Origin of the sequence: Nonlabens xylanidelens, from assembly GCF_002934445.1 — a bacterium.
In the GTDB taxonomy this organism is placed as follows: Bacteria; Bacteroidota; Bacteroidia; order Flavobacteriales; family Flavobacteriaceae; genus Nonlabens; species Nonlabens xylanidelens.
Genome location: NZ_PTJE01000003.1, coordinates 267,208 through 290,336 on the forward strand (window position 1 = coordinate 267,208; position 23,129 = coordinate 290,336).

At 34.3% G+C, this 23,129-nt stretch carries 26 protein-coding genes; 15 read left to right on the plus strand and 11 right to left on the minus strand.

The window, feature by feature from the left end:
* Position 1: 1 nt before the first annotated feature.
* Both LY01_RS08560 and LY01_RS08565 read right to left on the minus strand, forming a co-directional pair.
* Positions 2–1,045: an o-succinylbenzoate synthase gene (locus LY01_RS08560; protein WP_104515428.1), complete on the minus strand. Its 1,044-nt coding sequence runs from the start codon at positions 1,043–1,045 to the stop codon at positions 2–4.
* A gap of 214 nt (positions 1,046–1,259) precedes the next feature.
* Positions 1,260–1,709 carry a DUF4442 domain-containing protein gene (locus tag LY01_RS08565; protein WP_104515429.1) on the minus strand — a complete coding sequence of 150 codons (450 nt, stop codon included), beginning with the start codon at positions 1,707–1,709 and terminating at the stop codon, positions 1,260–1,262.
* A gap of 310 nt (positions 1,710–2,019) precedes the next feature.
* Between LY01_RS08565 and LY01_RS08570 the strand changes: the two genes are divergently transcribed.
* The 4 genes from LY01_RS08570 to LY01_RS08585 all read left to right on the plus strand — a co-directional run bounded on the left by LY01_RS08570 (position 2,020) and on the right by LY01_RS08585 (position 5,572).
* Positions 2,020–2,520, plus strand: coding sequence for a DUF4870 domain-containing protein (locus tag LY01_RS08570; RefSeq protein WP_104515430.1), 501 nt, complete (start codon positions 2,020–2,022; stop codon positions 2,518–2,520).
* A 1-nt stretch (position 2,521) separates the two neighbouring features.
* Positions 2,522–2,863 carry a PadR family transcriptional regulator gene (locus LY01_RS08575; RefSeq protein ID WP_104515431.1) on the plus strand — a complete coding sequence of 114 codons (342 nt, stop codon included), beginning with the start codon at positions 2,522–2,524 and terminating at the stop codon, positions 2,861–2,863.
* Positions 2,860–4,635 (plus strand): PspC domain-containing protein, encoded by a 1,776-nt coding sequence (locus tag LY01_RS08580; RefSeq protein ID WP_104515432.1) that lies wholly within the window; start codon positions 2,860–2,862, stop codon positions 4,633–4,635. Before LY01_RS08575 ends, LY01_RS08580 begins: the two co-directional genes overlap by 4 nt.
* 112 nt (positions 4,636–4,747) lie before the next feature.
* Positions 4,748–5,572, plus strand: coding sequence for a GIN domain-containing protein (locus LY01_RS08585; protein ID WP_104515433.1), 825 nt, complete (start codon positions 4,748–4,750; stop codon positions 5,570–5,572).
* A 79-nt stretch (positions 5,573–5,651) separates the two neighbouring features.
* Here LY01_RS08585 and trxB read toward each other — a convergent pair whose 3' ends face one another.
* A complete protein-coding gene (gene trxB / locus LY01_RS08590; RefSeq protein ID WP_104515434.1) occupies positions 5,652–6,638 on the minus strand; it encodes a thioredoxin-disulfide reductase in 987 nt (328 codons plus the stop codon).
* A gap of 153 nt (positions 6,639–6,791) precedes the next feature.
* Here trxB and LY01_RS08595 point away from each other — a divergent pair, with 153 nt between their 5' ends.
* Genes LY01_RS08595 through LY01_RS08610 form a run of 4 tightly spaced genes read left to right on the plus strand, consistent with a single transcriptional unit; the run spans position 6,792 to position 10,782 of the window.
* Complete coding sequence (locus LY01_RS08595) at positions 6,792–7,340, plus strand: cupin domain-containing protein (protein ID WP_104515435.1); 549 nt, start codon at positions 6,792–6,794, stop codon at positions 7,338–7,340.
* A gap of 58 nt (positions 7,341–7,398) precedes the next feature.
* Positions 7,399–8,931, plus strand: a complete 1,533-nt coding sequence (locus LY01_RS08600; RefSeq protein ID WP_104515436.1) for a Na+/H+ antiporter NhaC family protein — start codon at positions 7,399–7,401, stop codon at positions 8,929–8,931.
* A gap of 54 nt (positions 8,932–8,985) precedes the next feature.
* Positions 8,986–9,861, plus strand: coding sequence for an MBL fold metallo-hydrolase (locus LY01_RS08605; RefSeq protein ID WP_104515437.1), 876 nt, complete (start codon positions 8,986–8,988; stop codon positions 9,859–9,861).
* Between the two features lie 9 nt (positions 9,862–9,870).
* Positions 9,871–10,782: a patatin-like phospholipase family protein gene (locus LY01_RS08610; RefSeq protein WP_104515438.1), complete on the plus strand. Its 912-nt coding sequence runs from the start codon at positions 9,871–9,873 to the stop codon at positions 10,780–10,782.
* Between the two features lie 123 nt (positions 10,783–10,905).
* Here LY01_RS08610 and LY01_RS08615 read toward each other — a convergent pair whose 3' ends face one another.
* A complete protein-coding gene (locus tag LY01_RS08615; protein WP_146080402.1) occupies positions 10,906–11,760 on the minus strand; it encodes a hypothetical protein in 855 nt (284 codons plus the stop codon).
* A gap of 232 nt (positions 11,761–11,992) precedes the next feature.
* On the opposite strand from LY01_RS08615, the gene LY01_RS08620 reads away from it, so the two are divergent.
* The 3 genes from LY01_RS08620 to LY01_RS08630 all read left to right on the plus strand — a co-directional run bounded on the left by LY01_RS08620 (position 11,993) and on the right by LY01_RS08630 (position 13,238).
* Positions 11,993–12,628 (plus strand): peroxiredoxin, encoded by a 636-nt coding sequence (locus LY01_RS08620; RefSeq protein ID WP_104515440.1) that lies wholly within the window; start codon positions 11,993–11,995, stop codon positions 12,626–12,628.
* Between the two features lie 69 nt (positions 12,629–12,697).
* Positions 12,698–13,009: a thioredoxin family protein gene (locus LY01_RS08625; protein ID WP_394340830.1), complete on the plus strand. Its 312-nt coding sequence runs from the start codon at positions 12,698–12,700 to the stop codon at positions 13,007–13,009.
* Positions 12,990–13,238, plus strand: coding sequence for a DUF6952 family protein (locus LY01_RS08630; RefSeq protein ID WP_104515441.1), 249 nt, complete (start codon positions 12,990–12,992; stop codon positions 13,236–13,238). The genes LY01_RS08625 and LY01_RS08630 overlap by 20 nt, the downstream gene beginning before the upstream one ends.
* 71 nt (positions 13,239–13,309) lie before the next feature.
* On the opposite strand, the gene LY01_RS08635 is transcribed toward LY01_RS08630, so the two are convergent.
* Positions 13,310–13,867 (minus strand): hypothetical protein, encoded by a 558-nt coding sequence (locus LY01_RS08635; RefSeq protein WP_245890663.1) that lies wholly within the window; start codon positions 13,865–13,867, stop codon positions 13,310–13,312.
* A gap of 100 nt (positions 13,868–13,967) precedes the next feature.
* On the opposite strand from LY01_RS08635, the gene LY01_RS08640 reads away from it, so the two are divergent.
* Both LY01_RS08640 and LY01_RS08645 read left to right on the plus strand, forming a co-directional pair.
* Positions 13,968–14,678 (plus strand): DUF4197 domain-containing protein, encoded by a 711-nt coding sequence (locus LY01_RS08640; protein ID WP_104515442.1) that lies wholly within the window; start codon positions 13,968–13,970, stop codon positions 14,676–14,678.
* Between the two features lie 275 nt (positions 14,679–14,953).
* Positions 14,954–15,148 carry a Lacal_2735 family protein gene (locus tag LY01_RS08645; RefSeq protein ID WP_104515443.1) on the plus strand — a complete coding sequence of 65 codons (195 nt, stop codon included), beginning with the start codon at positions 14,954–14,956 and terminating at the stop codon, positions 15,146–15,148.
* 155 nt (positions 15,149–15,303) lie between these two features.
* Here LY01_RS08645 and LY01_RS08650 read toward each other — a convergent pair whose 3' ends face one another.
* From LY01_RS08650 to LY01_RS08675, 6 genes are read right to left on the minus strand one after another with little or no spacing between them, the layout of a single operon-like run.
* The gene (locus LY01_RS08650) at positions 15,304–16,611 is read right to left on the minus strand and encodes a DUF58 domain-containing protein (RefSeq protein ID WP_245890665.1); all 1,308 of its coding nucleotides are present in this window, start codon (positions 16,609–16,611) and stop codon (positions 15,304–15,306) included.
* 26 nt (positions 16,612–16,637) lie between these two features.
* On the minus strand, positions 16,638–17,798 hold the full coding sequence (locus LY01_RS08655) for an AAA family ATPase (protein WP_245890667.1): 1,161 nt from the start codon (positions 17,796–17,798) through the stop codon (positions 16,638–16,640).
* Between the two features lie 3 nt (positions 17,799–17,801).
* On the minus strand, positions 17,802–19,091 hold the full coding sequence (locus LY01_RS08660) for a DUF4350 domain-containing protein (protein ID WP_104515445.1): 1,290 nt from the start codon (positions 19,089–19,091) through the stop codon (positions 17,802–17,804).
* On the minus strand, positions 19,091–19,861 hold the full coding sequence (locus tag LY01_RS08665) for a DUF4129 domain-containing protein (RefSeq protein WP_104515446.1): 771 nt from the start codon (positions 19,859–19,861) through the stop codon (positions 19,091–19,093). Before LY01_RS08665 ends, LY01_RS08660 begins: the two co-directional genes overlap by 1 nt.
* Complete coding sequence (locus tag LY01_RS08670; protein ID WP_104515447.1) at positions 19,851–20,780, minus strand: hypothetical protein; 930 nt, start codon at positions 20,778–20,780, stop codon at positions 19,851–19,853. Before LY01_RS08670 ends, LY01_RS08665 begins: the two co-directional genes overlap by 11 nt.
* The gene (locus LY01_RS08675; protein WP_104515448.1) at positions 20,758–21,729 is read right to left on the minus strand and encodes a stage II sporulation protein M; all 972 of its coding nucleotides are present in this window, start codon (positions 21,727–21,729) and stop codon (positions 20,758–20,760) included. The genes LY01_RS08670 and LY01_RS08675 overlap by 23 nt, the downstream gene beginning before the upstream one ends.
* 39 nt (positions 21,730–21,768) lie before the next feature.
* On the opposite strand from LY01_RS08675, the gene LY01_RS08680 reads away from it, so the two are divergent.
* Complete coding sequence (locus LY01_RS08680; protein WP_104515449.1) at positions 21,769–22,491, plus strand: RDD family protein; 723 nt, start codon at positions 21,769–21,771, stop codon at positions 22,489–22,491.
* On the plus strand, positions 22,488–23,114 hold the full coding sequence (locus LY01_RS08685; RefSeq protein ID WP_104515450.1) for a trimeric intracellular cation channel family protein: 627 nt from the start codon (positions 22,488–22,490) through the stop codon (positions 23,112–23,114). The genes LY01_RS08680 and LY01_RS08685 overlap by 4 nt, the downstream gene beginning before the upstream one ends.
* The last annotated feature ends 15 nt before the right edge of the window (positions 23,115–23,129 follow it).

Here is a 23,129-nt window from a genome sequence, read left to right on the forward strand (position 1 = left end):
TTTAAAATTTTAATTTATTAGTATCCCAATTGCCCGATGTGTTACACCACAACTGTCCATTTTTAATCTCTAGTGGCGCCTCGATATTATTAGTATATAGAGAACCTGTACCTAGACCTTGTGGCATTTTATTACCTAGCGTATACGTAAATTGTGCTATAGCATTAAGGCCTATGTTAGATTCTAGTGCACTAGTAATCCACCAGTCTATATTTCTTTCTGTAGCGAGATTTATCCATTCTCTACTACTTTGAAAACCACCTACTAGAGCAGGTTTTAAGATAATGTATTGCGGTTTAATAACATCTAGACAGGCTATCTTTTCTTCTATATTATAAAGACCTATTAATTCTTCATCTAGCGCAATATCTAGCGGTGTTTGCTCACACAGTCTTGCCATATCACCCCATTGGCCTTGTTTAATAGGCTGCTCGATGCTGTGTACATCGTACTTTGCAATTTCTTCTAGTTTACCCAATGCATTTTGAGGTGTAAAAGCTCCATTTGCATCAACTCTTATAGTAATCTCGCTTTCGCGAAAGCGAGAACGTATCAATTTTAATAGACTCATTTCTGCTTCAAAATCGATAGCACCTATCTTCATTTTAATGCAATCAAATCCAGCTGTTAGTTTTTCTTCTAGCTGTTGCATCATAAAATCTTGGTTTCCCATCCACACGAGCCCGTTGATAGAAATAGCATCTTGTCCTTCTGTAAACATAGACGGAAACAATGTAAAGGGATCGCTGGATTGCAAGGACCTCATCGCCATTTCATAACCGAATAAAATAGAAGGCCATTTTTTTAAAGCCTCCATCATCTCTACCGGTGATAAATTAATATGATCACAAGTCCATTGCAGTTGTTTTTCAAATTCTGGTCTGTCATCTATAGAAAGACCAGAAAACATATTCACCTCTCCTACACCTTGTTTATCACCATTATCGATAATAAGAAACCAAGTGTTTTTGGTTTTTAAAATACCACGAGAAGTTCCTGCCGGTTGTTTAAATTCTAAAACGTATTTCTGGAAATGTGCTTTCATGAAGTAAAAATAGAGAATAGAACCATTAAGGTAGGTATAAGTATGAAAACTTTACTAACTCCGAGAAATTTCCAGCAGATCCCAGATAAATTTGGAACTGACTATTTCTTTAAATCAACTAGACTCAAGCCAAATTTTCTGGGATGGTCAGAGTGAATAAACTACATGAGACAGCGCACAAATCAACCTGTCTACTGCTCACTGAGACTATAAACTACTTTCTCTTCACAGTCCACTCAAATTGAAATTCACTCACTTGTACACCGTCTTCATTTACACCTTGAGACGTCATCCATACCGTCTGTCCCTCGCCAGTTGCGACAGTTTTTTCTATCGCCTCTTTAATAGCAAGTCCATCGTGACATTTAAAGGTAATGCGGCCGGTAGCTTTTTTAGTAAAAGTTGCTTTATTATTAGCTACTAGCATAGAGACGCGAGCATCGCTTTTTTGAATATAAGACATAACCAGCGCACCTGTGGAAAGTTCGGCAGCCATGGCTTGTACAGCAAAATACATACTTTTAAATGGATTCTGATTGAACCATTTATGCTTTACGGTTACCGTACAGTTCTCTGCATCTATTTCTTTACACCTCACACCACTCCACCAGCAACTAGGTAATTTTAAAAATGTAAAGGCATTAATTTTCTTGGGCGTGATCATAAGATGGTGTTTAAATCGTGTTCGGGAATTTAATAATTAAATCGCTTTTTCAAGTTAAAAACCGAATTCTATTTACATTTTTTTGTATGCAATGAATAAGAAATCACTTCAAACAAACTAAATATTTAAAAAACAAAAACGAATTTTAAAAAATAAATTAAGATTACAAAAACTCTGAAAAGCCTTGTAATCATTACGCTTTCGCGAAAGCGGAACTTTAAAAATCAATAGGTTACAAAAAAATATATGGTACTTTGTATTGCATAATACTATCTTTTAACCATATATTTGCATAAGAAAATAATAGGCTATGGAATCAACGAACCAAAACAACCACAATAATATTGCTACCGGAATTCATTTATTGACATTCGGTAAATGGCTTTTCCCCTTAGGTAATTTTATTCTACCCATTCTTTTATGGATGATAAATTCTAAGAAATCTGATTTTATCGATAGACATGGTAAACAGGCCATCAACTTTCAAATAAGTATCACACTTTATACTATCGTACTGGCTTTTATAGGTGGCGGTATTATAATAGGATCTATGATTTCTGGCGGCCCTAGTTTATGGGAAGCAATGAATCATGGTCATGATTTTCCATTTTGGGATGATATGGGAATTTTTAGCACCGTAATAGCTAGTGGATTTATATGCGGTACTTTAATATTAATACTGGCAGTAATAGATCTAGTATGTACGATCAAAGCTGCTATAAAAGCGCATGATGGTCATGATTACAATTATCCTTTAACGATTAACTTCATACCTCATCATACTGAGGTAGAAGTACCTAATAATAACTAATATGAAGATAGAAAACACAAAAGCGCAAATGCGTAAAGGCGTACTGGAGTACTGCATTCTATCCATCTTAAAAGAAGATGACGCCTACGTGGCTGAGATTCTAGGAACTTTAAAAGATGCTAAAATGCTGGTGGTAGAAGGAACTATTTATCCATTACTCACGAGACTTAAAAATGCTGGATTGCTTAATTATCGCTGGGAAGAAAGCACCAGTGGACCACCACGTAAGTATTACGGACTTACTGAAACTGGTAAAATTTTCCTTACAGAACTGACCACAACCTGGGACGATCTTAAAAATGCAGTTAACCTAGTGACCATACCTAAAACTAAAAAATCATGAACAAGACCATCAATATAAACCTAGCTGGGCTGTTCTTCCATATAGACGAAGATGCCTATCAAAGACTGCAACGTTATGTGGCAGCGGTACGTAAATCATTTGCCGGTACTAGCGGCGCAGACGAGATAATGAGCGATATAGAATCGCGCATTGCCGAGCTTTTTCTAGAAAAAAGGGCTAATGAACAACAAGTAATCTCTATTCAACACGTCGAAGAAGTGATTAACATCATGGGACAACCTGAAGATTATGAGGTTGATGAAGAAATATTTGAAGAGCAAACTTCCAGAAGTAAATTCAGAACTCCTGGTAGAAACAAACAACTTTTTAGAGATACACAAAACGGTTATGTAGGTGGTGTTTCTGGAGGTATGGGATATTATCTCGGTATAGATGCTGTATGGATAAGAGTTGCTTGGGTTTTACTTGTATTCTTTAGTGTAGGATGGGCGATACCTATATATATATTGCTATGGATTCTTGTACCTGATGCGGTAACTACTAACCAGCGTCTAACCATGATGGGAAAGGAAGTAAACATCTCTAATATAGAAGAGAATTTTAAGCAGGGTTTTGAGCCCGTGGTCGATGGGCAGACTGACGCCGACCACCATATTGTAGGTCAAAAAGGTAAACGTGGTTCTATTAAATTCTTCGGTTTTTTGGGGAAATTAATCAAAGGCTTTTTTAAAGCTCTAGTTAAAATTATAGGGCTTATAGTTTTCTTAAGTGCTACTACTGCTCTTATAGGTCTTGTTGTTTCTTTAATTACGGCTAGCTTTATTGATGTAGATGGACAGAATTTAATTCACTTCTTTGATGTCGTGATACCCAACCATCAGGCTTCATGGATTTTATTAACGGCTATTATTTTTGCTGTCGGTATTCCTTTACTAGTACTCGCTATTTTAGGTCTTAAATTATTAGTAAATAATTTGAAATCTATCGGTATGCCAGCAAAAATCATTCTTGTGGTGCTGTGGATCATTTCTGTAATTGTACTTAGTGTTTCTGTTGCAAGAATAGCTGCGACACAAGCTTATGACGGTAATGTTATAGAGGTTCAAGAATTTTCTATCGATAAAGAAAAGGTGTTTGAATTGCAGTTATTGAAAGACGGTAATCTAGGAGACCAGACTTATGTAACTAGCAATGGTTTAAAAGTTGTTGATTATAATGGAGAAAAAGCCGTTCGAAAAAATAACGTTTATATAGCATTTGCTACGAGTAGAGATAGTCTAGCACGAGTGAGTGTTAATTTTAAGGCCAAAGGAGACTCTTTTGACACCGCAAAATTAAATGCAGAATCACTGGTCTATGATTATGAGATTACAGATTCTTCCTTTACTGCTCCTAGTTACTTGATTGTTCCTAAAGGTTCGGGCGTGTTCGGTCAACGAGTGAATGTAACCATCTATTTACCTAAAGGAACTAAAGTTAAGTTTAACAATAGCTTTAAAGACCGTTATGATTCCTGGATGACTGACGAAGCTTTAAGAATAGAAAAACGCTATGACGGTTCTTATGAGTATGAGATAAGTGATGGAAAAACAATATGTCTAGAATGTCCTAAAGATGGTAGTTTTAGATCTAGACACAATAATTCAAATGAAAACGACGCTCTAGATACTAATAGAATTATCGATTCTACAACTACAACAGATGGAAAATGGAAATATGAAGATGACGATGTAGAAAACGATGACAAAATTACAGTGACAACCAAACTAGATCTAGGCGGTATAACTATGGAGACCACAGATACTTATTAGATTATAATTTTCAGTTGACGTTCTACCCTTGTGATTGAGATGTAGAACTCTTAGCCGCTCCAATTCATGTTGGAGCGGTTTTTGTTTTACCTTTACCAAATAAATTAATACAATGAAAAAATTACTACTATTTGTGTTTGCATTAAGCACTACTATAATGAGTGCTCAAGATCTTATTAAGGTAAAAGGAAACCGTGAGGTTACTACCGAGATAAGCCCTATCGATCCCTTTGAGGCCTTAGAGATTAATGGTGATTATGAAATAGAAATTATTCCTGGAGCTTCTCCTCAAGTAGAGATCACGACAGATTCTAATCTACACCAGTATCTTGCTGCAAGAGTTATAGATGGTAAACTTGTGGTTACTACTACGGCTAAAATACGCTCTAAGAAAGAGATGAAATTCAGAATTATTTACGGTCCAGAATTAAATAAAATCACTGTAACTGATGACGCACAACTATCGTCTGTAACTAGTCTTCTTTTTGAAGATCTAGAATTGAACATAGAAAAAGATGCCGAAGTTTATTTAACCGCAACTGTAGAAAGATTAACTCTTAATGCAGAGCGTAGTACAGAGGCAGAATTGAACCTTACTGGTAAAAGAGCTGTTGTAAATCTAGACAACAACACGACTGTAAAAGCACTAATTAAATATGACGACCTAGAGTTAAACATGAAAGATCGTGCAGATGCAACCATAGAAGGTGATATTAAAACTGGTTATATACAGTTAAAGAGTAAAAGTAACTTTAAAGGAGAAAATTTAATCTTTAATAAATTAGATCTAAATATCACTGATAACGCAGACGCTGTTATTAATGTAAAAAACCAATTGAATCTTGAGTCTAGTGGAGATGCTAAAGTAGAGTTGCACAACTCTCCTAAAATCGATTTAAATAAATTTGCTGGTAAGTCTGTTCTTAGTAGAGAATAAAGATTCTTATTAAAATTAAAAATCCCCATTGAAACTTTAGTTTCAATGGGGATTTTTTTTTGCTTTATTGCAAGTCGATTTACTCTACGTAGTAATCACCAGCTTTAACCTCATCTACTACACCTACTTCAGCAAGGTAACGCTCTGCATCTAGTGCAGCCATACATCCTGTACCAGCAGCTGTAATAGCCTGTCTGTATATTTTATCTTGTACATCTCCAGATGCAAATACACCAGGCATGTTAGTCTTTGTAGAACCTGGAATAGTTTTTAAATAACCATCTTCACCCATGTCTAGCTGCCCTTTAAAGATATCAGTATTAGGTTTGTGCCCTATCGCGATAAAAATACCAGTGATAGCTATCTCGTGCTTTTCTTGAGTTTGATTATTTACAATACGTAAACCTTCTACTACCGTATCACCTAGAACTTCATCCACTTCAGAATTATAAAGTACCGTAATATTCTCTAAACTATTTACTCTATGTTGCATAGCTTTTGATGCGCGCATATGATCTTTACGCACTAGCATCGTTACACTCTTACAAATGTTTGCAAGGTAAGAAGCCTCTTCTGCAGCCGTATCACCAGCACCTACTATCGCAACATCTTGATTTCTATAAAAGAAACCATCACATACTGCACATGCACTTACACCACCACCACGTAATCTTTGCTCACTCTCTAAGCCTAAATATTTTGCCGTTGCACCGGTAGAAATAATTACCGTATTTGCTTCTATTTTAGTTTTACCATCTACAACAGCTGTGTGAATACCACCTTCTTCAGTAGCAAATTTCACCTCTGTTATCATTCCTATACGTACTTGTGTACCGAAACGCTCTGCTTGTTTCTGTAAATCTACCATCATTGACGGTCCATCTATTCCTTCTGGATAACCAGGGAAATTATCAACCTCAGTAGTTGTAGTAAGTTGTCCACCAGGCTCCATACCTGTATAAACTACAGGTTTCATATCTGCACGAGCGGCATATATAGCTGCAGTATATCCTGCAGGTCCTGAACCTATGATCAAACATTTTATTCTTTCTATCTTCTCTGACATAATTGTAAACTTTGAAATACAAATGTAATAGGATGCCGTCTCAATACCTTGATTTAATGATCACTATTTGTTATCAATTTATTAAGGATATACATGGTTGCTACTTTTTTGATAACACAAATGAATAGAATTTTTAGGTAGTACCTTTGACCTATGCCACAAGTATATTTAAATCCTGTTACCAAAGAAAAAGCTACTATACTCAAAACTAGCGCACAAACTAACGGCGCTTACACGCTTATAGAGGTAGAGTTACAACCGGGCGGCGGTAATCCTATTCATTTTCACGAGCAATTTACGGAGGATTTTTATCCAGTAATAGGTACTTTAGGCGTTCATTATTTAGGAAAAGAAATTTTATTAAAACCTAATAAAAATTTTAAAGTCCCTTTATTAGATACACATCGATTTTACAATCCTACTGATGAAATTATCGTGTTTAGAGCTCGATTAGAACCAGGACAGCCCAATTTTGAAAATTTTATGGCAGTTCTTTTTGGACTAGTCAGCGATGGTAAAACCTTTGGAAAGAACCAGATGCCGTACAATCCTTTTCACGCTATTTTATTACTCCACTGGGGTGATACTCAGGTAGATCATTTTCTATTTAGATGGATAAAACCACTGTTGTCTGTTATGGTTACGCTTTCGCGAAAGCTAGGATATGAAAAACATCTTCTCAAAAAATATAAAACGGTTTAAAATACAGTTTGCAACTCGTTTCACAAAATCGTAACATTACAGTTCATCAATTACCCTTATGGAAAGTCAAAATATCAACCAAGAAGACGAAAAAATCATTGAAAACAGAGAACTAAGTATTTGGGAAGCCTTAATTCCTGTATTTGCTCTAGTTGCAATGCTAGCGATAAATGTATACATTTTTGGTGATGACTCTTTAAGTGGTTCTAACCAATTTGTACTTCTATTAGGAGCTACTGTTGCTGGTATAGTGGGCTATTTTAATAAAGTGACTTATAAATCTATGGTAGAAGAAGTGGCTCAAAACCTTAAATCTACTACAGGTGCTATCTTGATTTTATTAATGGTAGGTGCTCTAGCCGGTACCTGGTTATTAAGCGGTATTATCCCAACGATGATTTATTACGGTCTAGATATCTTAAACCCTTCTATATTTTTAGCTGCTTGTGTAATTATATGTGCCGTCATCTCTGTTGCTACAGGAAGCAGCTGGACCACTAGTGCTACAGTAGGTATTGCGTTAATAGGTATAGCTGGTGCTCTAGATATAAGCGCAGGTATGACTGCTGGTGCGGTTTTAAGTGGTGCTTACTTTGGTGATAAATTAAGCCCATTAAGTGACACGACTAACCTTGCTCCTGCTATGGCTGGTACTGATTTATTTACTCATATTAAATACATGACCATTACTACTGTGCCTACTATTCTAATTACCCTTTTGGTTTTCATAATTATAGGTTTTAGTATAGACACTACAGGTGTAGCAGATGTTTCTCAATATCAAACAGCCATAGACGCTACTTTTAATACCAGCCCTATTCTATTTATTGTACCAGTGGTAGTTATTGCTATGATTGTTAAAAAAGTATCTCCATTAATAGCTTTATTGATAGGTACTTTATTAGCTGGTGGGTTTGCTTTAATATTTCAACCAGAATTAGTGCATGCTATATCTGGACTAGAAGAATACAATGCTAGTGCTATGTACAAAGGTGTTATGAATGCCATCACTGTAAAAACAGTTGTTGTACCAGTTACTGATAACCCAGAGATTGCAGAAAAACTCGCTGGACTTTTTGAAGGAAAAGGAATGGAATCTATGCTAGGGACTATATGGTTAATAATCTGTGCGATGGTCTTTGGTGGTATTATGGATGCAATAGGTGCTTTATCTCGTATAAGTCGTGCGTTACTTAACTTATTTGATTCTGTATTTGGGCTTTTTGCAAGTACGGTTGTGAGTTGTCTTGCTATTAATGTAACGGCAAGTGATCAATACCTAGCTCTAGTAGTACCTGGTAAAATGTATGCTAAGGCGTATAAAGAAAAAGGACTGGCTCCAGAAAATTTATCTAGAACGCTAGAAGATTCTGGTACAGTAACCAGCGCATTAATTCCATGGAATACTTGTGGTGCATATCAAAGTACTACACTAGGTGTAGATGTAAAAGATTACTTTATCTATGCGATCTTCAACTGGTTATCTCCTTTTATGACTTTAATTTTTGCTGCTTTTAGAATTAAAATAAAACAACTTGCAGCACCTAAACCTACCATGAGTACGATAGGTGAAGAGCCATCAGAGTTTTAAATGTTGATTCTTTTGTGATCTCTATAGTATAAATTCACTGCCAAATAAACAAAAATGAAAAAATTACTTTTTGCTATAAGCCTATTCACTGTATTAGGTACTAGCGCACAGAATAGATTTGACAAAGTAGAAATTAAAACACATGAGGTCACTGACAATGTGTATATGCTAGAAGGTGCTGGTGGTAACATCTTAATTCAAGTTCTTGAAAAAGAAGTGGTCATGATAGACTCTCAATTTGCACCATTAAGTGACAAATTAATGACTGCCATTAAAAAAATCACAGAAAAACCTATCTCTTTTCTTATCAATACCCACCACCATGGAGACCATACCGGTGGAAATGAAAATTTCAATTCAGATCAAGTAACTGTTATTGCACATGAAAATGTATTGAAGAGATTACAAGCCAGTGATAAAAACGAAGGTTTTTTACCAGAAAAAACCATAGAAGAGAAATTTGAATTAGTGCTAGATGATCACAATAACATGATTATCCATGTACATAACGCACACACAGACGGTGATAGCTTTGTCTATTTGTTAAATAGCAATGTCGTACATATGGGTGATGTCATGTTTAACGGTGGTTATCCATTTATCGATCTTAAATCTGGAGGTTCTATTACCGGTTATATAGCTGCACAAAAGCAAATATTAACTACTATCAATGAAGATACTAAAGTGGTACCTGGTCATGGACCACTAGGTAATTACCATGACGTAGAAAAATCTATTGCTATGCTAGACGATTTAAGAACACAAATTAGCGAAGCTATAACATCTGGTATCTCTCGTGAAGAAGTAGAAAAAGATGCAACCATCACTGAGAAATATGAAAAGGCAGGTTATGGAAATGGTTTTATCAATTCTGAGAAGATAAGAACTACTATCTACGATAGCTTATTACTAGAAGCAAACAAAGAATAACACCTATTTATGAGGGCATTAGTAATATCTGGTGGTGGTAGTAAAGGTGCCTTCGGTGGTGGCGTGGCTCAATACCTTAAAGAAGAATTAGGCTATGAGTATGATTTATACATAGGTACGTCTACTGGTAGTTTATTGATCTCACATCTTGCTCTAGATAAAATAGAGAAGATCAAAGAAATTTATACCAGTGTTAATCAATCTTCTATATTTAATAGACGCCCTTTTTTAGTCAAGAAAGATAAATTTGGCCAGGATCAAATAAGCATCAATCACTGGAATGTTTTAAAAAATTTCTATCGAGGTTCAAAAACATTTGGTGAGAGTAAAAACCTGAGAAAACTCATAAAGAAAACACTTTCTATAGAAGAGTTCAACGAATTAAAACAAAGTGCCAAAGATGTAGTCGTTACGGTATCTAATATTTCATTAAATGAAACCGAGTATAAATCGATCAATGATTTTGACTACGAAGACTTTGTAGACTGGATATGGATTTCTTGCAATTACATCCCTTTTATGAGCCTTGTTAGAAAAAACGGCTGCGAGTATGCAGACGGTGGTTTTGGTAGTATGGTGCCTATTAAAGAAGCTATAGATCGTGGTGCTACAGAGGTAGATGTAATCATTCTAGAGACTGAAGTAGCTTATTATAACAACTTACCTTCTAAAAACGTATTCTCCTTACTTTCCAACCTACACGGTTTTATGATGGACCGCATAGAAAAACAAAACATAACCATAGGTAAATATGTAGCAAATAAGAATGATGCTATTATCAACTTATACTACACTCCTACTGTACTGACTACCAACTCACTCATCTTTAAAAAACAAAAAATGAAACAATGGTGGGAAAGCGGTTATCAATATGCCGCGAGTAAAAATGTCGAGTTGAACGAGATTAAGCCTGAGGAATAAGGATTGATATTTTGATAGGAAAAAGCCTATCTAAGTGATAATAGATCGTAAATTATCCTATGAATGTTAAAACAAGTTTAATATTACAATGGTTGAACTAAAAACGAAATTCATAAATCACAATCACTCATAACTAAAAAGCTGTAATTTTATTCTAGGTATATATTCAGATTTGCTTGTACTAATAAATGGTTTTCGAAATTCATAAAACATAAGAAATGCTGAATTCAAATCTTTATTCTTATTTACTTTATTTTGGGAAATATTCAAAGATCCATTTACACATTGTAATCCATACATGATATATCCTTTTTCTGGAATTTTTATTTCTAATTCTGATAAATCCACATCTAGCCAGCCTCTACCTCTAAAATCAACTACATGACTTGTATTGTCATTGACTAGTTGAGTCATTTTCTCAAAATTAGAATCTAAAGAATGATATATGAGCACTTTAAACTGGGCTTCATAACTTTTTGTGGAGATAAAAAGACCTGCACCTCTAAAATGAAATTTTATTTGATCGACATTCATTCCCGAGCTCAAACTATCAATTTGGAAACTTAGAACACTAATCTGATTGTTACCTAAAGTATGAGGAATAGTCTTCCCCTTAGCTGGTCCGATTTCTGTGTAATACTTTTTAGAGTTTAAAACGATCTCATCTAACTCTGATTCAGTTTTAAACGGCAATGGTTTTGAAAAATTAAAATCCTTATTTAAAATTTGCTTTTTAAACTTATGATGAACAATAATTGAATCCGCTTTAGAAAATAATATTACTGGAATACATATTTCACCAGTGTCGTTATCATAAAGAACAATGGTTTTTGACTTATCATAAATTTTAATATAAAAATCCGTAATCTTTTCACCTTCCTGAAAAGAAACCATTGAGAATTTATCACAAGCCTCTTGTGCATAACAAACACTTGAAAACATCACAACAAAAAACAATAAAACTGACTTAAACATCATACGCTTTACCTTGAAGAGGGAAGATACTTGATTAGAATAAATTTTTAAGTAATTATAGAAGTTAAAATAACTTAGGATTACCAGCTATCATATTACCTTATTCAAATCTGCTATTTTAATAGTCAAAATCTATTATTATATTTATTAATGAGATGGAAATTATTCCGCTTTCGCGAAAGCGGACACTACATTTGCACCTTGAAAAAACAGACTAATTTTTAAATATTAAATCATGGCTATAGTAGGCAAACAATTTCCAAATCTAGATGTGGATGCAATGAATGAAATGGGAGATACATTCAAATTAAATGTATTTGAAGAGGCTAAAAATAAAGGTAAGAAAGTACTTTTATTTTGGTACCCAAAGGATTTCACTTTTGTATGTCCAACAGAATTACACGCTTTTCAAGAAGCGCTAGGTGAATTTGAAAAAAGAAACACTATCGTAATAGGTGCTTCTTGTGATACTCCAGAGGTGCATTTTGCATGGTTAAACACTCCTAAGGATAATGGTGGTATAGAAGGTGTTACTTATGACATTCTTGCAGATTCTAACCGTAATCTTTCTGGTACTCTAGATATTCTAGATGTAGAGGTAGAATACAACGAAGAGATCGATGATAGCGTTCTTGTAGGTGATAATGTTACTTATAGAGCTACTTACCTTATCGATGAAGAAGGTACTGTATTTCATGAAGGTGTTAACCACATGCCTGTAGGTAGAAATGTAAACGAATTCTTAAGAATGATAGACGCATATACTCACGTACAGAAAAATGGTGAGGTATGTCCTGCAAACTGGGAAGAAGGTAAAGATGCTATGGGTGCAAACCGTAACGCTACTGCTGAGTACCTTTCTAAAAACTAATTAGAAGTCACTTATTAATGGAGAAAGTAGACTTTGATCTACTTTCTCCATTCTTTTAAAAAAATTATTATGCAAACATTAGATCAAGATAATTTACAGGAAATCGTTGCTGGAAATGATACTGTAGTAGTACAATATATGGCGTCATGGTGCGGTAACTGCCGTGTGATGAAACCGAAGTTTAAAAAACTAGCTGGTGAGAATGAGAATACTGTCTTCATTCTAGCTGATGCTGAAAAGTTTCCTGAATCTCGTAAAATGGCTACGGTAGATAACTTACCTACGTTTGCTACTTTTAAAAATGGGACTTTTGTAAACCAGGTACAGACTAATAAATTTGAGAACCTTAAAGACTTAGTAAATGAAGTTACCAGTAATTAGACACCTGCAAAAAAATACTACTCCAGAGGCGCTAGAAGCTACTCTAGAAGTATTAGAAAGTTTTTCTGAACACAGATCTGTAACTGAAGAAGAGATGGATGTGGTAGGAGAATTAATCACAAACATATGTGGTGCTCTTGAAGTACATAACAATGTTGCTCAAGGCATGAGTGGTGTGGAAGCGGCAAATGCTTTTGCACAAAAAGTAATGGGTTCTATAGATAAGTAAAACCCTTTCTTAGAAATTAAAAAAGCAGGAATATCTCAGGTAGATGATTCCTGCTTTTTTAGTTTATAGTTTTATTGAAAAGAGGTTTTGGCAGGTCGCGTGTCGCCTAGCCTCATGTAGGTTGCGGTAACTGTACCATCTTTATCACCTATTTGATCTTCTAGCAACATGGTGTTACTGGAATATCCTTGAGCAAGAATTAAATCTGCATTGGCATCATTTCCTAATATAGTTTTCTTACTTACTTTATTAGTAATTAATAGAATGGTAAAAAAAGAACTGCCTCTTCTTATAGTAAAATAATTGTCTTTGGGTGTGCCTTTTAAAGTCATCGTATCGATGAGTCTGCCGAATTGATAAAGCTCTGCCGTGATGGTTTTATCTTCTCTGTACTCTATATAGACTTGATTACCTTCTAGTACATCATGTGACTTTTTAGGAAAATGTAGGCAGAGGTCATTCCACAGACTATTTTCCTGATCATCTGGGATTTTATTTTCATATAATCCGGTAAGCATGGTTTTAGTAAGAACTACAGGTTCTGATTCTACTCTATTGGCTAGACTTTGTGTAGTGTAACAACTCGTTAAAAGAAACGAGGCGACTAGCAGCGTTAAAAAATGTTTCATAAGATTGGTTTAGTTAATTTATCAAATTTTATACCATGATCAAACTATTGTTAATTCTTGCAGTCATAGTTTTAATATATCTTTGAACAAAATTAAACTCATGAAAAAAATTGCCTTTATTCTAGTTGCCATGATCACATTAAGTAGCTGTGGTAGCTTACAAGAAATCGTAAATAACTTACCACAAGGTACTGGTAGTGTACTATCACAAGCTGACATAGGTAACGGACTAAGACAGGCTCTAGATCAAGGTATAGATAAAGAGGTATCAAAATTAATGGGTACTGATGGTTTTTATAAAAATGATCTAGTTAAGATTTTATTACCAGAAGAACTTCAAAAAGTAGATGATGGTCTTAGAAAAATAGGTCTAAGCAGTGTTGCAGACGAAGGTCTTAAATTATTAAACCGCGCTGCCGAAGATGCTACAAAAGAGGCTTTACCTATTTTTGTAAACGCTGTTAAGGACATTACTTTTAATGATGCAAAAGATATTCTTTTAGGTGACCAAAGAGCTGCCACTGCATATCTAGAAGGTAGAACACAAGAAGAACTTTATACTAAGTTCTCTCCAGTTATTCAAAATAGTCTTGGTAAAGTAGGTGCTACAGATTTATGGAGCAATGCTATTACTAAATATAACACGATTCCTTTTACTAATAGTGTTAACCCAGATCTAACAGATTATGTTACTCAAAAAGCACTAGAAGGTGTTTTTAAGGTAATTGCTCAGGAAGAAATACAAATACGTGAGAACGTAAGTTCAAGAAGCACAGACCTATTAGTAAAAGTTTTTGCTTTACAGGATTAATTAATCATTTTTTCACGCAACCTATTTGCGTTTTAAGAGTCTTATAAATGTCCATATGGACATATTTAAGGGGTAAAAGCTATGGATGTTTACATTCATAGCTTTTTGTTTTTAAAGACAACTACGTATCAATGCTCTTTAAAAACCAATCTGTGTTATAAAAAAGCAACTAACTTCTTTAATATTACTTTAACCTAAGTCATCTGAAACTTAACAATTTACTAGAATAAAATAATTAGAGACTCTCTTAATTTTGTACACTAGAAAATTATGAAATGGAAAAAGATATCAAATCTTATGAAAGCAAGATAAAGGAGCTGCGTAGGTTAGAAAAACGATACAGCTGTTTAATGAAGCAAGCTTTTGAGGCTGGTGTAAATGATAGAGCTTATAGTGATAAGTTAAATCAAATAGCCTTAAAGATAAAACAACAAATAATGTTACTGCGCTCTAATTTACAAACGCATTAAGAAACTGTACTTTTAAAAAATATAAGAATGCTAAATCTAGTTATAAGGTTTAAGCATTTTTTTATGCTCCAACATTTCTTGATCAATGCGAATAAAACTTTAGACATACTTATGCGGTAAACAGTCGTTTTTATTAACACACAGCTTACTAAGTTTTATAAAAGTCCACGAGCTTTAATCTCTAGGTATTTATTTATGGTATTTACCGTCAGGTTTTGAGGTTCGGTAAGTATGGTTTGAATACCATATTTATTAAGTTCGTTAACGATTAAACGCTTTTCATAGATAAACTTCTCGGCAATGGTTTGTTGATAAATCTCATGTGTGGTGGTAGCAGGCTTTTTAACCAACTCTTTTAATTCTGTATTATCAAAAAATATAACCACTAATAAATGATTCTTTGCGATAGCCTGCAAGTATGGAAGCTGCCTGTGCAACGCATCCATAGTTTCAAAATTAGTATATAAAAGCAATAAACTACGTTGCGTTATCGTACGTTTGATATCTATGTAGAGTCTACCAAAATCACTTTCCTTAAAATCGGTATCTAGATTGTACAGCGTCTCTAGAATTAGATTCATTTGAGAGGCTCTTTTTTGCGCCATTACCTGATTAGATAATTTATCTGAATAACTAAACATACCAGCCTTATCGCCTTTTTTTAAGGCAATATTTGAAATAACTAGCGTAGCATTAATTGCATAATCGACTAATTTTAATTCTTCAAAAGGCATTTTCATTACACGACCTTTATCTATAACAGAGTAAACCGGCTGTGACTTTTCATCCTGAAATTGATTGATCATTAACTGGTTGCGTTTTGCACTCGCTTTCCAGTTGATATTGCGCACATCGTCTCCTTGAACATAATCTTTAATTTGTTCAAATTCCATGGTATGCCCTATTCTTCTTATTTTTTTAAGTCCAAAGTCTCTAAGCTTGTTAGTAAATGCCATTAATTCATACTTGCGCAACTGCAAGAATGATGGATAATTAGGCACCATAGCATCTTGATTAAAAGAAAATTTGCGCTGTGCTAGACCTAATGGACTACCTACAAATACCTGTAAGCCACCATAATGATACTCACCTCTTTCTGTAGGACGCACGGTATAAGAAAACGTCTTAGACTTACCTGCATCTACCTCATCTATGATTCTAAAATCACGCTCTTGAAACTGTATAGGTAACTCATCAATAATATTAAGAAATATCTTAGAGTTGTATTGATTTGTTATTAAAATCTCTACAGGATTCTTATCTCCATTAGATAACTTATCTGGTAAAACACGGCTTGCTTTTATAGCATCTCTGGTTCTATATAGTAATAAGATATCTATTAAAAGCAACCCTATTATTATAAATAAACCTATTTTAAGGTAATCTATCAATCGTTCAAAAAAGAACGCAAACACAAATAGCACCACTAGAATACCTAGTGCTATAAAGAAGCGTTTTTGCAAATAGAGGCTTTTAAAAAATTTCTTCACTATCTAGGGATCTCTATGTTTTCTAATATTTGTGCCACAGCTCTATCTGCTGTTAAGCCTTCCATTTCTCTCTCTGGGGTTAATATAATTCTATGACGCATTACCGCAGTAGCGATATACTTAATATCATCTGGCGTTACAAAATCACGTCCCATGATAGCCGCATATGCTTTAGAACCATTCATAATCGCAATAGATGCACGAGGTGAAGCACCTAGATATAGATTAGGATTATTACGCGTGTCTAAAATAATCTTTGCGATGTACTTTATAAGGTTATCTTCTATGACGATCTCCTTTACTGTTTTTTGATACTTTTCAATTTCGCTTGCAGACAGTATACCATTTACAGAAGATTCTGCATTTACATTTTTACGTGCGTGATGGTCAGTTAAAATCTGTATTTCTTCTTCTAGATTAGGATAACCTACATTAATCTTAAATAAGAAACGGTCTAATTGTGCTTCTGGCAGTCTATAAGTACCTTCTTGCTCTACAGGGTTTTGTGTTGCAAATACTAGAAACGGTGCGTTGAGATGGTATTCTTTACCATCTATAGTCACCTGACGCTCTGCCATTGCTTCAAATAATGCCGCTTGTGTTTTTGCAGGTGCTCTGTTAATCTCATCAATTAATATGATGTTAGAAAAAATAGGACCAGGTTTAAATTCAAACTCATTGTTTTTCATAGAAAAAACTGAAGTTCCTAAAATATCTGATGGCATTAAATCTGGCGTAAATTGTATACGCGAGAATTCTACTTGCATGGTTTTTGCAAGCAACTTTGCTGTTACCGTTTTTGCAACACCAGGCACACCTTCTATTAAAGAATGACCGTTTGCAAGAATAGACACGATTAATAAATCGATCATTTCTTCTTGTCCCACGATTACTTTGCGCAATTCTGTTTTGATTTTATAAACTGCCGCACTTAAATGATTCAAATCCAGTCTATTTTTAAATTGTAAAGAAGTAGCTGGATCTTCTACCTGTGGCTGTTGTGGATCTGGAATAGATGGTGGTTGTTCCGCTTTCGCGAAAGCGTTACCATCATTAACTTCTTCACCCTTATGAACATATTGCTCTTGCGCAGGCTGCTGTGGTTGCTGGCTAGGGTTATTATCTTGAGGAATCTGTGAGTGATTATTAGTATCTTCCATTTCTTAATCTTTAAAAAAGGCGTCTATCCTTTTATTGAGTTGTTTTAATTCATGCTCACTGTGCACTGGTTTACTGCGCAAGTGATTTATGTATTCTATAATTTCTTGAGTCTGGTCGTGTGAAACACCTGCTTTTACTGCTAGTCGTTTTATAAAAACATCATCCAGTTGTTGAGTGTTTACAAAGTATTTAGTTCTTAATTTTTCTAAGAAAAAATTGATTTTCTTGTTAATAATACCAGATACATCACCACTTTGATAATACAAATTACCTATAGTTTTAGTAAACTCTACGGTACTGTTTGCAAGTGGTTTAACGACTGGTATAGCACGTTGTTCTCTTTTTGCTTTAAATATAAAATATAATAAAATAGTCCCTAGTGTAATATACCACGCCCATTTTAAAGCGCCATTAGTGAGTATAAATCGCATAGGAGATGCTACAACTCTCCTACCAGACTTTCCATAATCATCAAAGTAAACTGGTCCATCATTAAGGTAAGAAAACATCTCAGTAACATACTGCTTTTTACCTTCTTCTAGCATGTAATAATTAGTGAATGCTATAGGATTAAGGTGGTAATAGATAGCACCATCACCTACTTTAAGTTCTATAAAATTAGCCTGCGGTACCTGTCTAGATTTAGATTTTTCAATGGCTTTTTCGATAATAGTTTTAGTAGAATCTGCCTGATCACCAAAGTCTTCTCCCAGGATATTTTTAAGATATCCCTTTACCGGTTCAAAAGGTAAAACCTCTCCTAGAACCGTTGTTCTCGTGGTATCATAACTTGTAAAATGACGGTAACTGCTCCCTTTTTGATAAATATAGCTGCGGTTTTCAAATACGGGATTATTTAAACGCACCCTTACCGTATCCTGCTCATAATAGCTATAAAAACGATTAGAATCTACTTTAAGAGAGTCTCCTAATGCACCGGTAACACTTTCTGTAGAAACAAAAACTTTATTACCACGCTCTGCAAATTCCATTAAATATCTCAGCTCTGTTCTATCAAAACCCAAGTAATTATTTATAAAGATATAGTTAGCATTTTCTACGTCTTCATGCTCTTTTAAAAAAGAGACAGGATCTATTTTAATGCTTTCTACATCATCTTCAAATAAATCGTCTAGTTGATCATAAAGTATGTAAGCACCAAAGGGTATTTTATCTCCACTGGTGTAACTCTCTTCCCAACTTAAGGGTTGCGGCGTTATTAATTCTAAGAATAATAAAATAGCTACAACACCGAATATGATATAGAGGTATATTTTTGATTTCTTATCCATTAGGCAGCTCTATTTTTGAGTGATTGGAACTCGGTTACTGCTTGTTTGTAGGTCTCTTCATCAATAGGAAACTCTCCATACCAAACATGATCGTATAGGTAAGATACTTTTTTAAAGTTTTCTCTAGTTTCTGGATTTTTAAGTTCGTGTTGGTAATCAGAATTGGTTTTTTGAAAATCCCAATCGATTAACTTTTTTGCACTCAGGCTTTTTAAAAGTGATAGGTATTGATAACGTATCGCGTTTCTATAACTACCTTCTCGCTCGCTATTTTCTATTAGTGTAGCAAAATCTATTTCTTCAATATGAGTATCTGCTATTTCTACATTACTCGATTTCTTTGCTGTTTTACCAAATAATTTTGAAGCGCTCTCATTACCTACTAATCTTACTATCATAAAAATAACCGCAGCACCTATGATAAAATAAAATAGATAGGTAAGGATTTTTATGGTTAATGGTGATAGTTGAAAACCAAAAACTCTTTGTAATCCATCCATCATCCAACTGAAGAATCTTGCAAATAAGTTCTGACTCGTTGCCGTGGTGCGTTCATAATTAAACTCGCCACCAGAATATTCTTCTTTAAGATCTTTATCGATCTTACGTACCGTTAATTCTCGAGTGTCGTATTTTCTATTTAATGTATCTACTATCTCTACAGGCTGTTCTTCAATATCTTGAATCACATTCTCTAGTATCTGGGCATTTCCTACATAAGAGAAAAGAATCCAAAAGCATATATGTAATAGATAGGTTTTACTCCTCATCTCTAACTCCTAATTTTGCAATACGATTCTTTAAAAACACATTATACTTCGTCTCATGGAGGTTAAAATATAAATACCCCATGACTAACATGATAAGAAAAAAGGTTAACGAACCAAGGATACTATTTATAGCATAAAAGAAAAACTCTACCGCTTTGATAAAAATATTGCTTTCTAGTTCCACATTATCCTCGGCACTGTTATAACCATAAAAGGTAACTATTAAAACAGGTAACAATTGAAAAAGTGTAGATGCTAAATAAATAAGAATAGAAGTCACAAAAGAAACACCTACCGCTTTCCAGAATTTAGAAAAAAGCATTTCCCAACCTTTACCTAGTGCAGCAACGGCATCCATGTGCTCATCATAAGCAAATGCAAACATGCTCAATCCTACCCAAGTAGCATATGCAATAAGAATAAGTGGTATTGCTATTATTCCGACAACCGTAATAGCACAAATAACAATAACAATCCATATTGGGATAAAAGCAATTCCACCTATTAAAACAATTAAGAACATACCTCCTAATTTCTTTTTGGCATAATGAAATACCTCTTTGTAATTAGGATTTCCTTCTCTATCTCTTTCATAGAGTCTTAAATATACACCAGCTAGAGATGCGTTTAATAAGATAACTATAATATTAATTACAATACCTATACCGCTGGCTATATAACTGGTTTCTAAAGAGCCATCCATAGCCTGGTCCATATAAGTACCATTTGCTAATGCAACAACACTGGACAGTCCAGAGTTTGCGATATAATTAGTTATAAAAAGAATGATTATAAAAATAAAATTATAGGTAAGAAACACCTTAAATAAATTTTTATGATCGCCTTTTAAAAAATCAAAATAGGCAGTTATAACACCACCAAAGTCCCTACGTAATCTAGGCTCTATATAATTGTTCATGTCTCTTCTTTACTATTCTAGGATAAATTCCATAATACCATATAATTAATGCAGCACTTCCTAGTACTATAATCCAGTTTAATAGCGCTGGCATAAATGCATACCTGGTAATAAATCCTTCTATAAAACCTGCAAGTATAAATAAAGGTATGGTACTCACCATAACTTTTAAACCTGCTTTGGCACTTTTTATAAAAGAATATTTACGTTGATACGTTCCAGGAAATAAAATACCGTTACCTAATATAATTCCTGCAGCACCACATACTACTATTATAGAAAGCTCTACCGTACCGTGTAACATGATAACACGCCATGCTTCTATGGTGACACCTTCTCTATAAAACATGGTAAAAAATGCTCCTACCATAATACCATTATTAAAAATAATATATAACGAGCCTATAGAGGTAAGTAGACCGAAAGCAAAACACATCATACCTACTCTTATATTATTGATCGTAATACCTAGAAACATACCTCCTTGCCCACTATCTTGATATATAGCAGTAGGATTACCATTTGCTATATTTTCAAGTGTCATGTTTACATAGTAATCACCTAGTATTAACCTAACAAAGCTGTCGTCATACAAAGTGCTTATGGTACCTATAAATATCGCTACAAAAAATGCAAGGATGGCATAAAGAAATTCTTTTTGATATCCCGAGAAAAATAATGGAAAGTCGGTTTTAAAGAATTCTACTATACTGTTTTTGCTTTCTTTCTTATTGACATAAATTTTTTGATGTGCCTGACTAGCAAGAGAGTTTAAATACTTTAATGTATTAGAATTCTCATAGTAAGTCTGTGCATAAGACAGGTCATTAGTAAGATGAATATATAAATCAGATAGGTGATCTGGATTAATTTTCACATTAGCGTCCAGTGCTCTTTCAAAAGCTATCCATTTTTCCTTATTTTGCTTCACAAAAGCAGCTTCACGCATGGGCTATTTTTTTTTATAAAGATATAAACTTACAACTGTATGTCAAATACTGCAATTAACACAGCACAAAATGTAAACATAGAATATGAATTTGCCGGTGTTGGTAAACGCATGTTAGCCTTCTTATTAGACTTAGTTATATTTGCTATTTATCTGATTACCATGTCTCTTACTATATACAGAGCGGTAGGATTATTTGACGATAATAATACATTAGGAATTCAAGAACTTTCTATGCTTCCTATTTTTTGCTACTCTCTATTAATGCATCTTATCTTTAATGGACGTACGGTAGGTAAATTTATTATGGGTATTAAAGTGGTAAGAGAAGACGGATCACCTGCTCGTTTATCAGATTATTTAGTGCGATGGATATTCAGATTAGTAGATATTGTAATCTTTTTTGGTACCGTAGGTGTAGTTTCTATTCTATTTTCAGAAAAAAAACAACGCTTAGGTGATCTAGCTGCAAAAACCATAGTCATTAACACTAAGAAAAGCACAAAAATATCGCATACCATTCTAGAAGATCTAGACCCTAATTATCAGACTCAATTTCAAAATGCTTATCTATTAACAGATGCAGATGTTAATGAGATAAAAGATATTTACCGCCTTGCTGGAGAAAGTCGTGATTATATGACTCTAAGAGAATTGCGTATAAAAGTAGAATCTCTTTTAAATATCAATTCAGATTTGAGAGATGGAGTCTTCATACGCACTGTGCTCAAAGACTACACTTACCTAACTCAAGGACGATGAATTTTATAGAAATTATTGATTTTCTAGGGATTATTGCCTTTGCCATTTCTGGTGCACTCGCAGCTTTTTCTAAAAAACTAGATCCATTTGGGATAGTCATCATAGCCTTTGTCACAGCCGCTGGTGGTGGTACTTTAAGAGATGTTCTTATAGGAGTGCAACCCATCTCGTGGATGCGTAACATGAACTTGATCTACACCATACTAGCTTGTGTGGTCATCACTTTTATCTTCAGGGCCCAACTAGCAAAACTGCGTAAAACTCTCTTTTTATTTGACGCTATCGGTATAGGTCTATATACAGTAGTAGGTCTAGAAATGGGACTGGCCGCTGGTTTACATCCATTAATCTGTATTATTATAGGGTGTATCACTGCTTGTTTTGGTGGTGTGCTCAGAGATATTTTGATTAATGAAATTCCCGTTATTTTCAGGAAGAATATCTATGCTACGGCTTGTATTATAGGTGGTATGGTATACTTTATACTTTTAAAGTTCAACTTACCTAACAATATTGTTTTTACAGCATCTGCAGTGACGGTAATATTAACACGTGTGCTTGCCGTGGTCTTTAAAATAAAACTACCATCGCCTTACTCTAAAAATGAAATTATAAATAAGTGATTTCATTATTCCGCT

Bases quoted from the DNA above. Each gene is read 5' to 3' on its own strand.
- LY01_RS08560 (WP_104515428.1), bottom strand. From the start codon at position 1,045: ATGAAAGCACATTTCCAGAAATACGTTTTAGAATTTAAACAACCGGCA.
- LY01_RS08565 (WP_104515429.1), bottom strand. From the start codon at position 1,709: ATGATCACGCCCAAGAAAATTAATGCCTTTACATTTTTAAAATTACCT.
- LY01_RS08570 (WP_104515430.1), top strand. From the start codon at position 2,020: ATGGAATCAACGAACCAAAACAACCACAATAATATTGCTACCGGAATT.
- LY01_RS08575 (WP_104515431.1), top strand. From the start codon at position 2,522: ATGAAGATAGAAAACACAAAAGCGCAAATGCGTAAAGGCGTACTGGAG.
- LY01_RS08580 (WP_104515432.1), top strand. From the start codon at position 2,860: ATGAACAAGACCATCAATATAAACCTAGCTGGGCTGTTCTTCCATATA.
- LY01_RS08585 (WP_104515433.1), top strand. From the start codon at position 4,748: ATGAAAAAATTACTACTATTTGTGTTTGCATTAAGCACTACTATAATG.
- trxB (WP_104515434.1), bottom strand. From the start codon at position 6,638: ATGTCAGAGAAGATAGAAAGAATAAAATGTTTGATCATAGGTTCAGGA.
- LY01_RS08595 (WP_104515435.1), top strand. From the start codon at position 6,792: ATGCCACAAGTATATTTAAATCCTGTTACCAAAGAAAAAGCTACTATA.
- LY01_RS08600 (WP_104515436.1), top strand. From the start codon at position 7,399: ATGGAAAGTCAAAATATCAACCAAGAAGACGAAAAAATCATTGAAAAC.
- LY01_RS08605 (WP_104515437.1), top strand. From the start codon at position 8,986: ATGAAAAAATTACTTTTTGCTATAAGCCTATTCACTGTATTAGGTACT.
- LY01_RS08610 (WP_104515438.1), top strand. From the start codon at position 9,871: ATGAGGGCATTAGTAATATCTGGTGGTGGTAGTAAAGGTGCCTTCGGT.
- LY01_RS08615 (WP_146080402.1), bottom strand. From the start codon at position 11,760: ATGATGTTTAAGTCAGTTTTATTGTTTTTTGTTGTGATGTTTTCAAGT.
- LY01_RS08620 (WP_104515440.1), top strand. From the start codon at position 11,993: ATGGCTATAGTAGGCAAACAATTTCCAAATCTAGATGTGGATGCAATG.
- LY01_RS08625 (WP_394340830.1), top strand. From the start codon at position 12,698: ATGCAAACATTAGATCAAGATAATTTACAGGAAATCGTTGCTGGAAAT.
- LY01_RS08630 (WP_104515441.1), top strand. From the start codon at position 12,990: ATGAAGTTACCAGTAATTAGACACCTGCAAAAAAATACTACTCCAGAG.
- LY01_RS08635 (WP_245890663.1), bottom strand. From the start codon at position 13,867: ATGAAACATTTTTTAACGCTGCTAGTCGCCTCGTTTCTTTTAACGAGT.
- LY01_RS08640 (WP_104515442.1), top strand. From the start codon at position 13,968: ATGAAAAAAATTGCCTTTATTCTAGTTGCCATGATCACATTAAGTAGC.
- LY01_RS08645 (WP_104515443.1), top strand. From the start codon at position 14,954: ATGGAAAAAGATATCAAATCTTATGAAAGCAAGATAAAGGAGCTGCGT.
- LY01_RS08655 (WP_245890667.1), bottom strand. From the start codon at position 17,798: ATGGAAGATACTAATAATCACTCACAGATTCCTCAAGATAATAACCCT.
- LY01_RS08660 (WP_104515445.1), bottom strand. From the start codon at position 19,091: ATGGATAAGAAATCAAAAATATACCTCTATATCATATTCGGTGTTGTA.
- LY01_RS08665 (WP_104515446.1), bottom strand. From the start codon at position 19,861: ATGAGGAGTAAAACCTATCTATTACATATATGCTTTTGGATTCTTTTC.
- LY01_RS08670 (WP_104515447.1), bottom strand. From the start codon at position 20,780: ATGAACAATTATATAGAGCCTAGATTACGTAGGGACTTTGGTGGTGTT.
- LY01_RS08675 (WP_104515448.1), bottom strand. From the start codon at position 21,729: ATGCGTGAAGCTGCTTTTGTGAAGCAAAATAAGGAAAAATGGATAGCT.
- LY01_RS08680 (WP_104515449.1), top strand. From the start codon at position 21,769: ATGTCAAATACTGCAATTAACACAGCACAAAATGTAAACATAGAATAT.
- LY01_RS08685 (WP_104515450.1), top strand. From the start codon at position 22,488: ATGAATTTTATAGAAATTATTGATTTTCTAGGGATTATTGCCTTTGCC.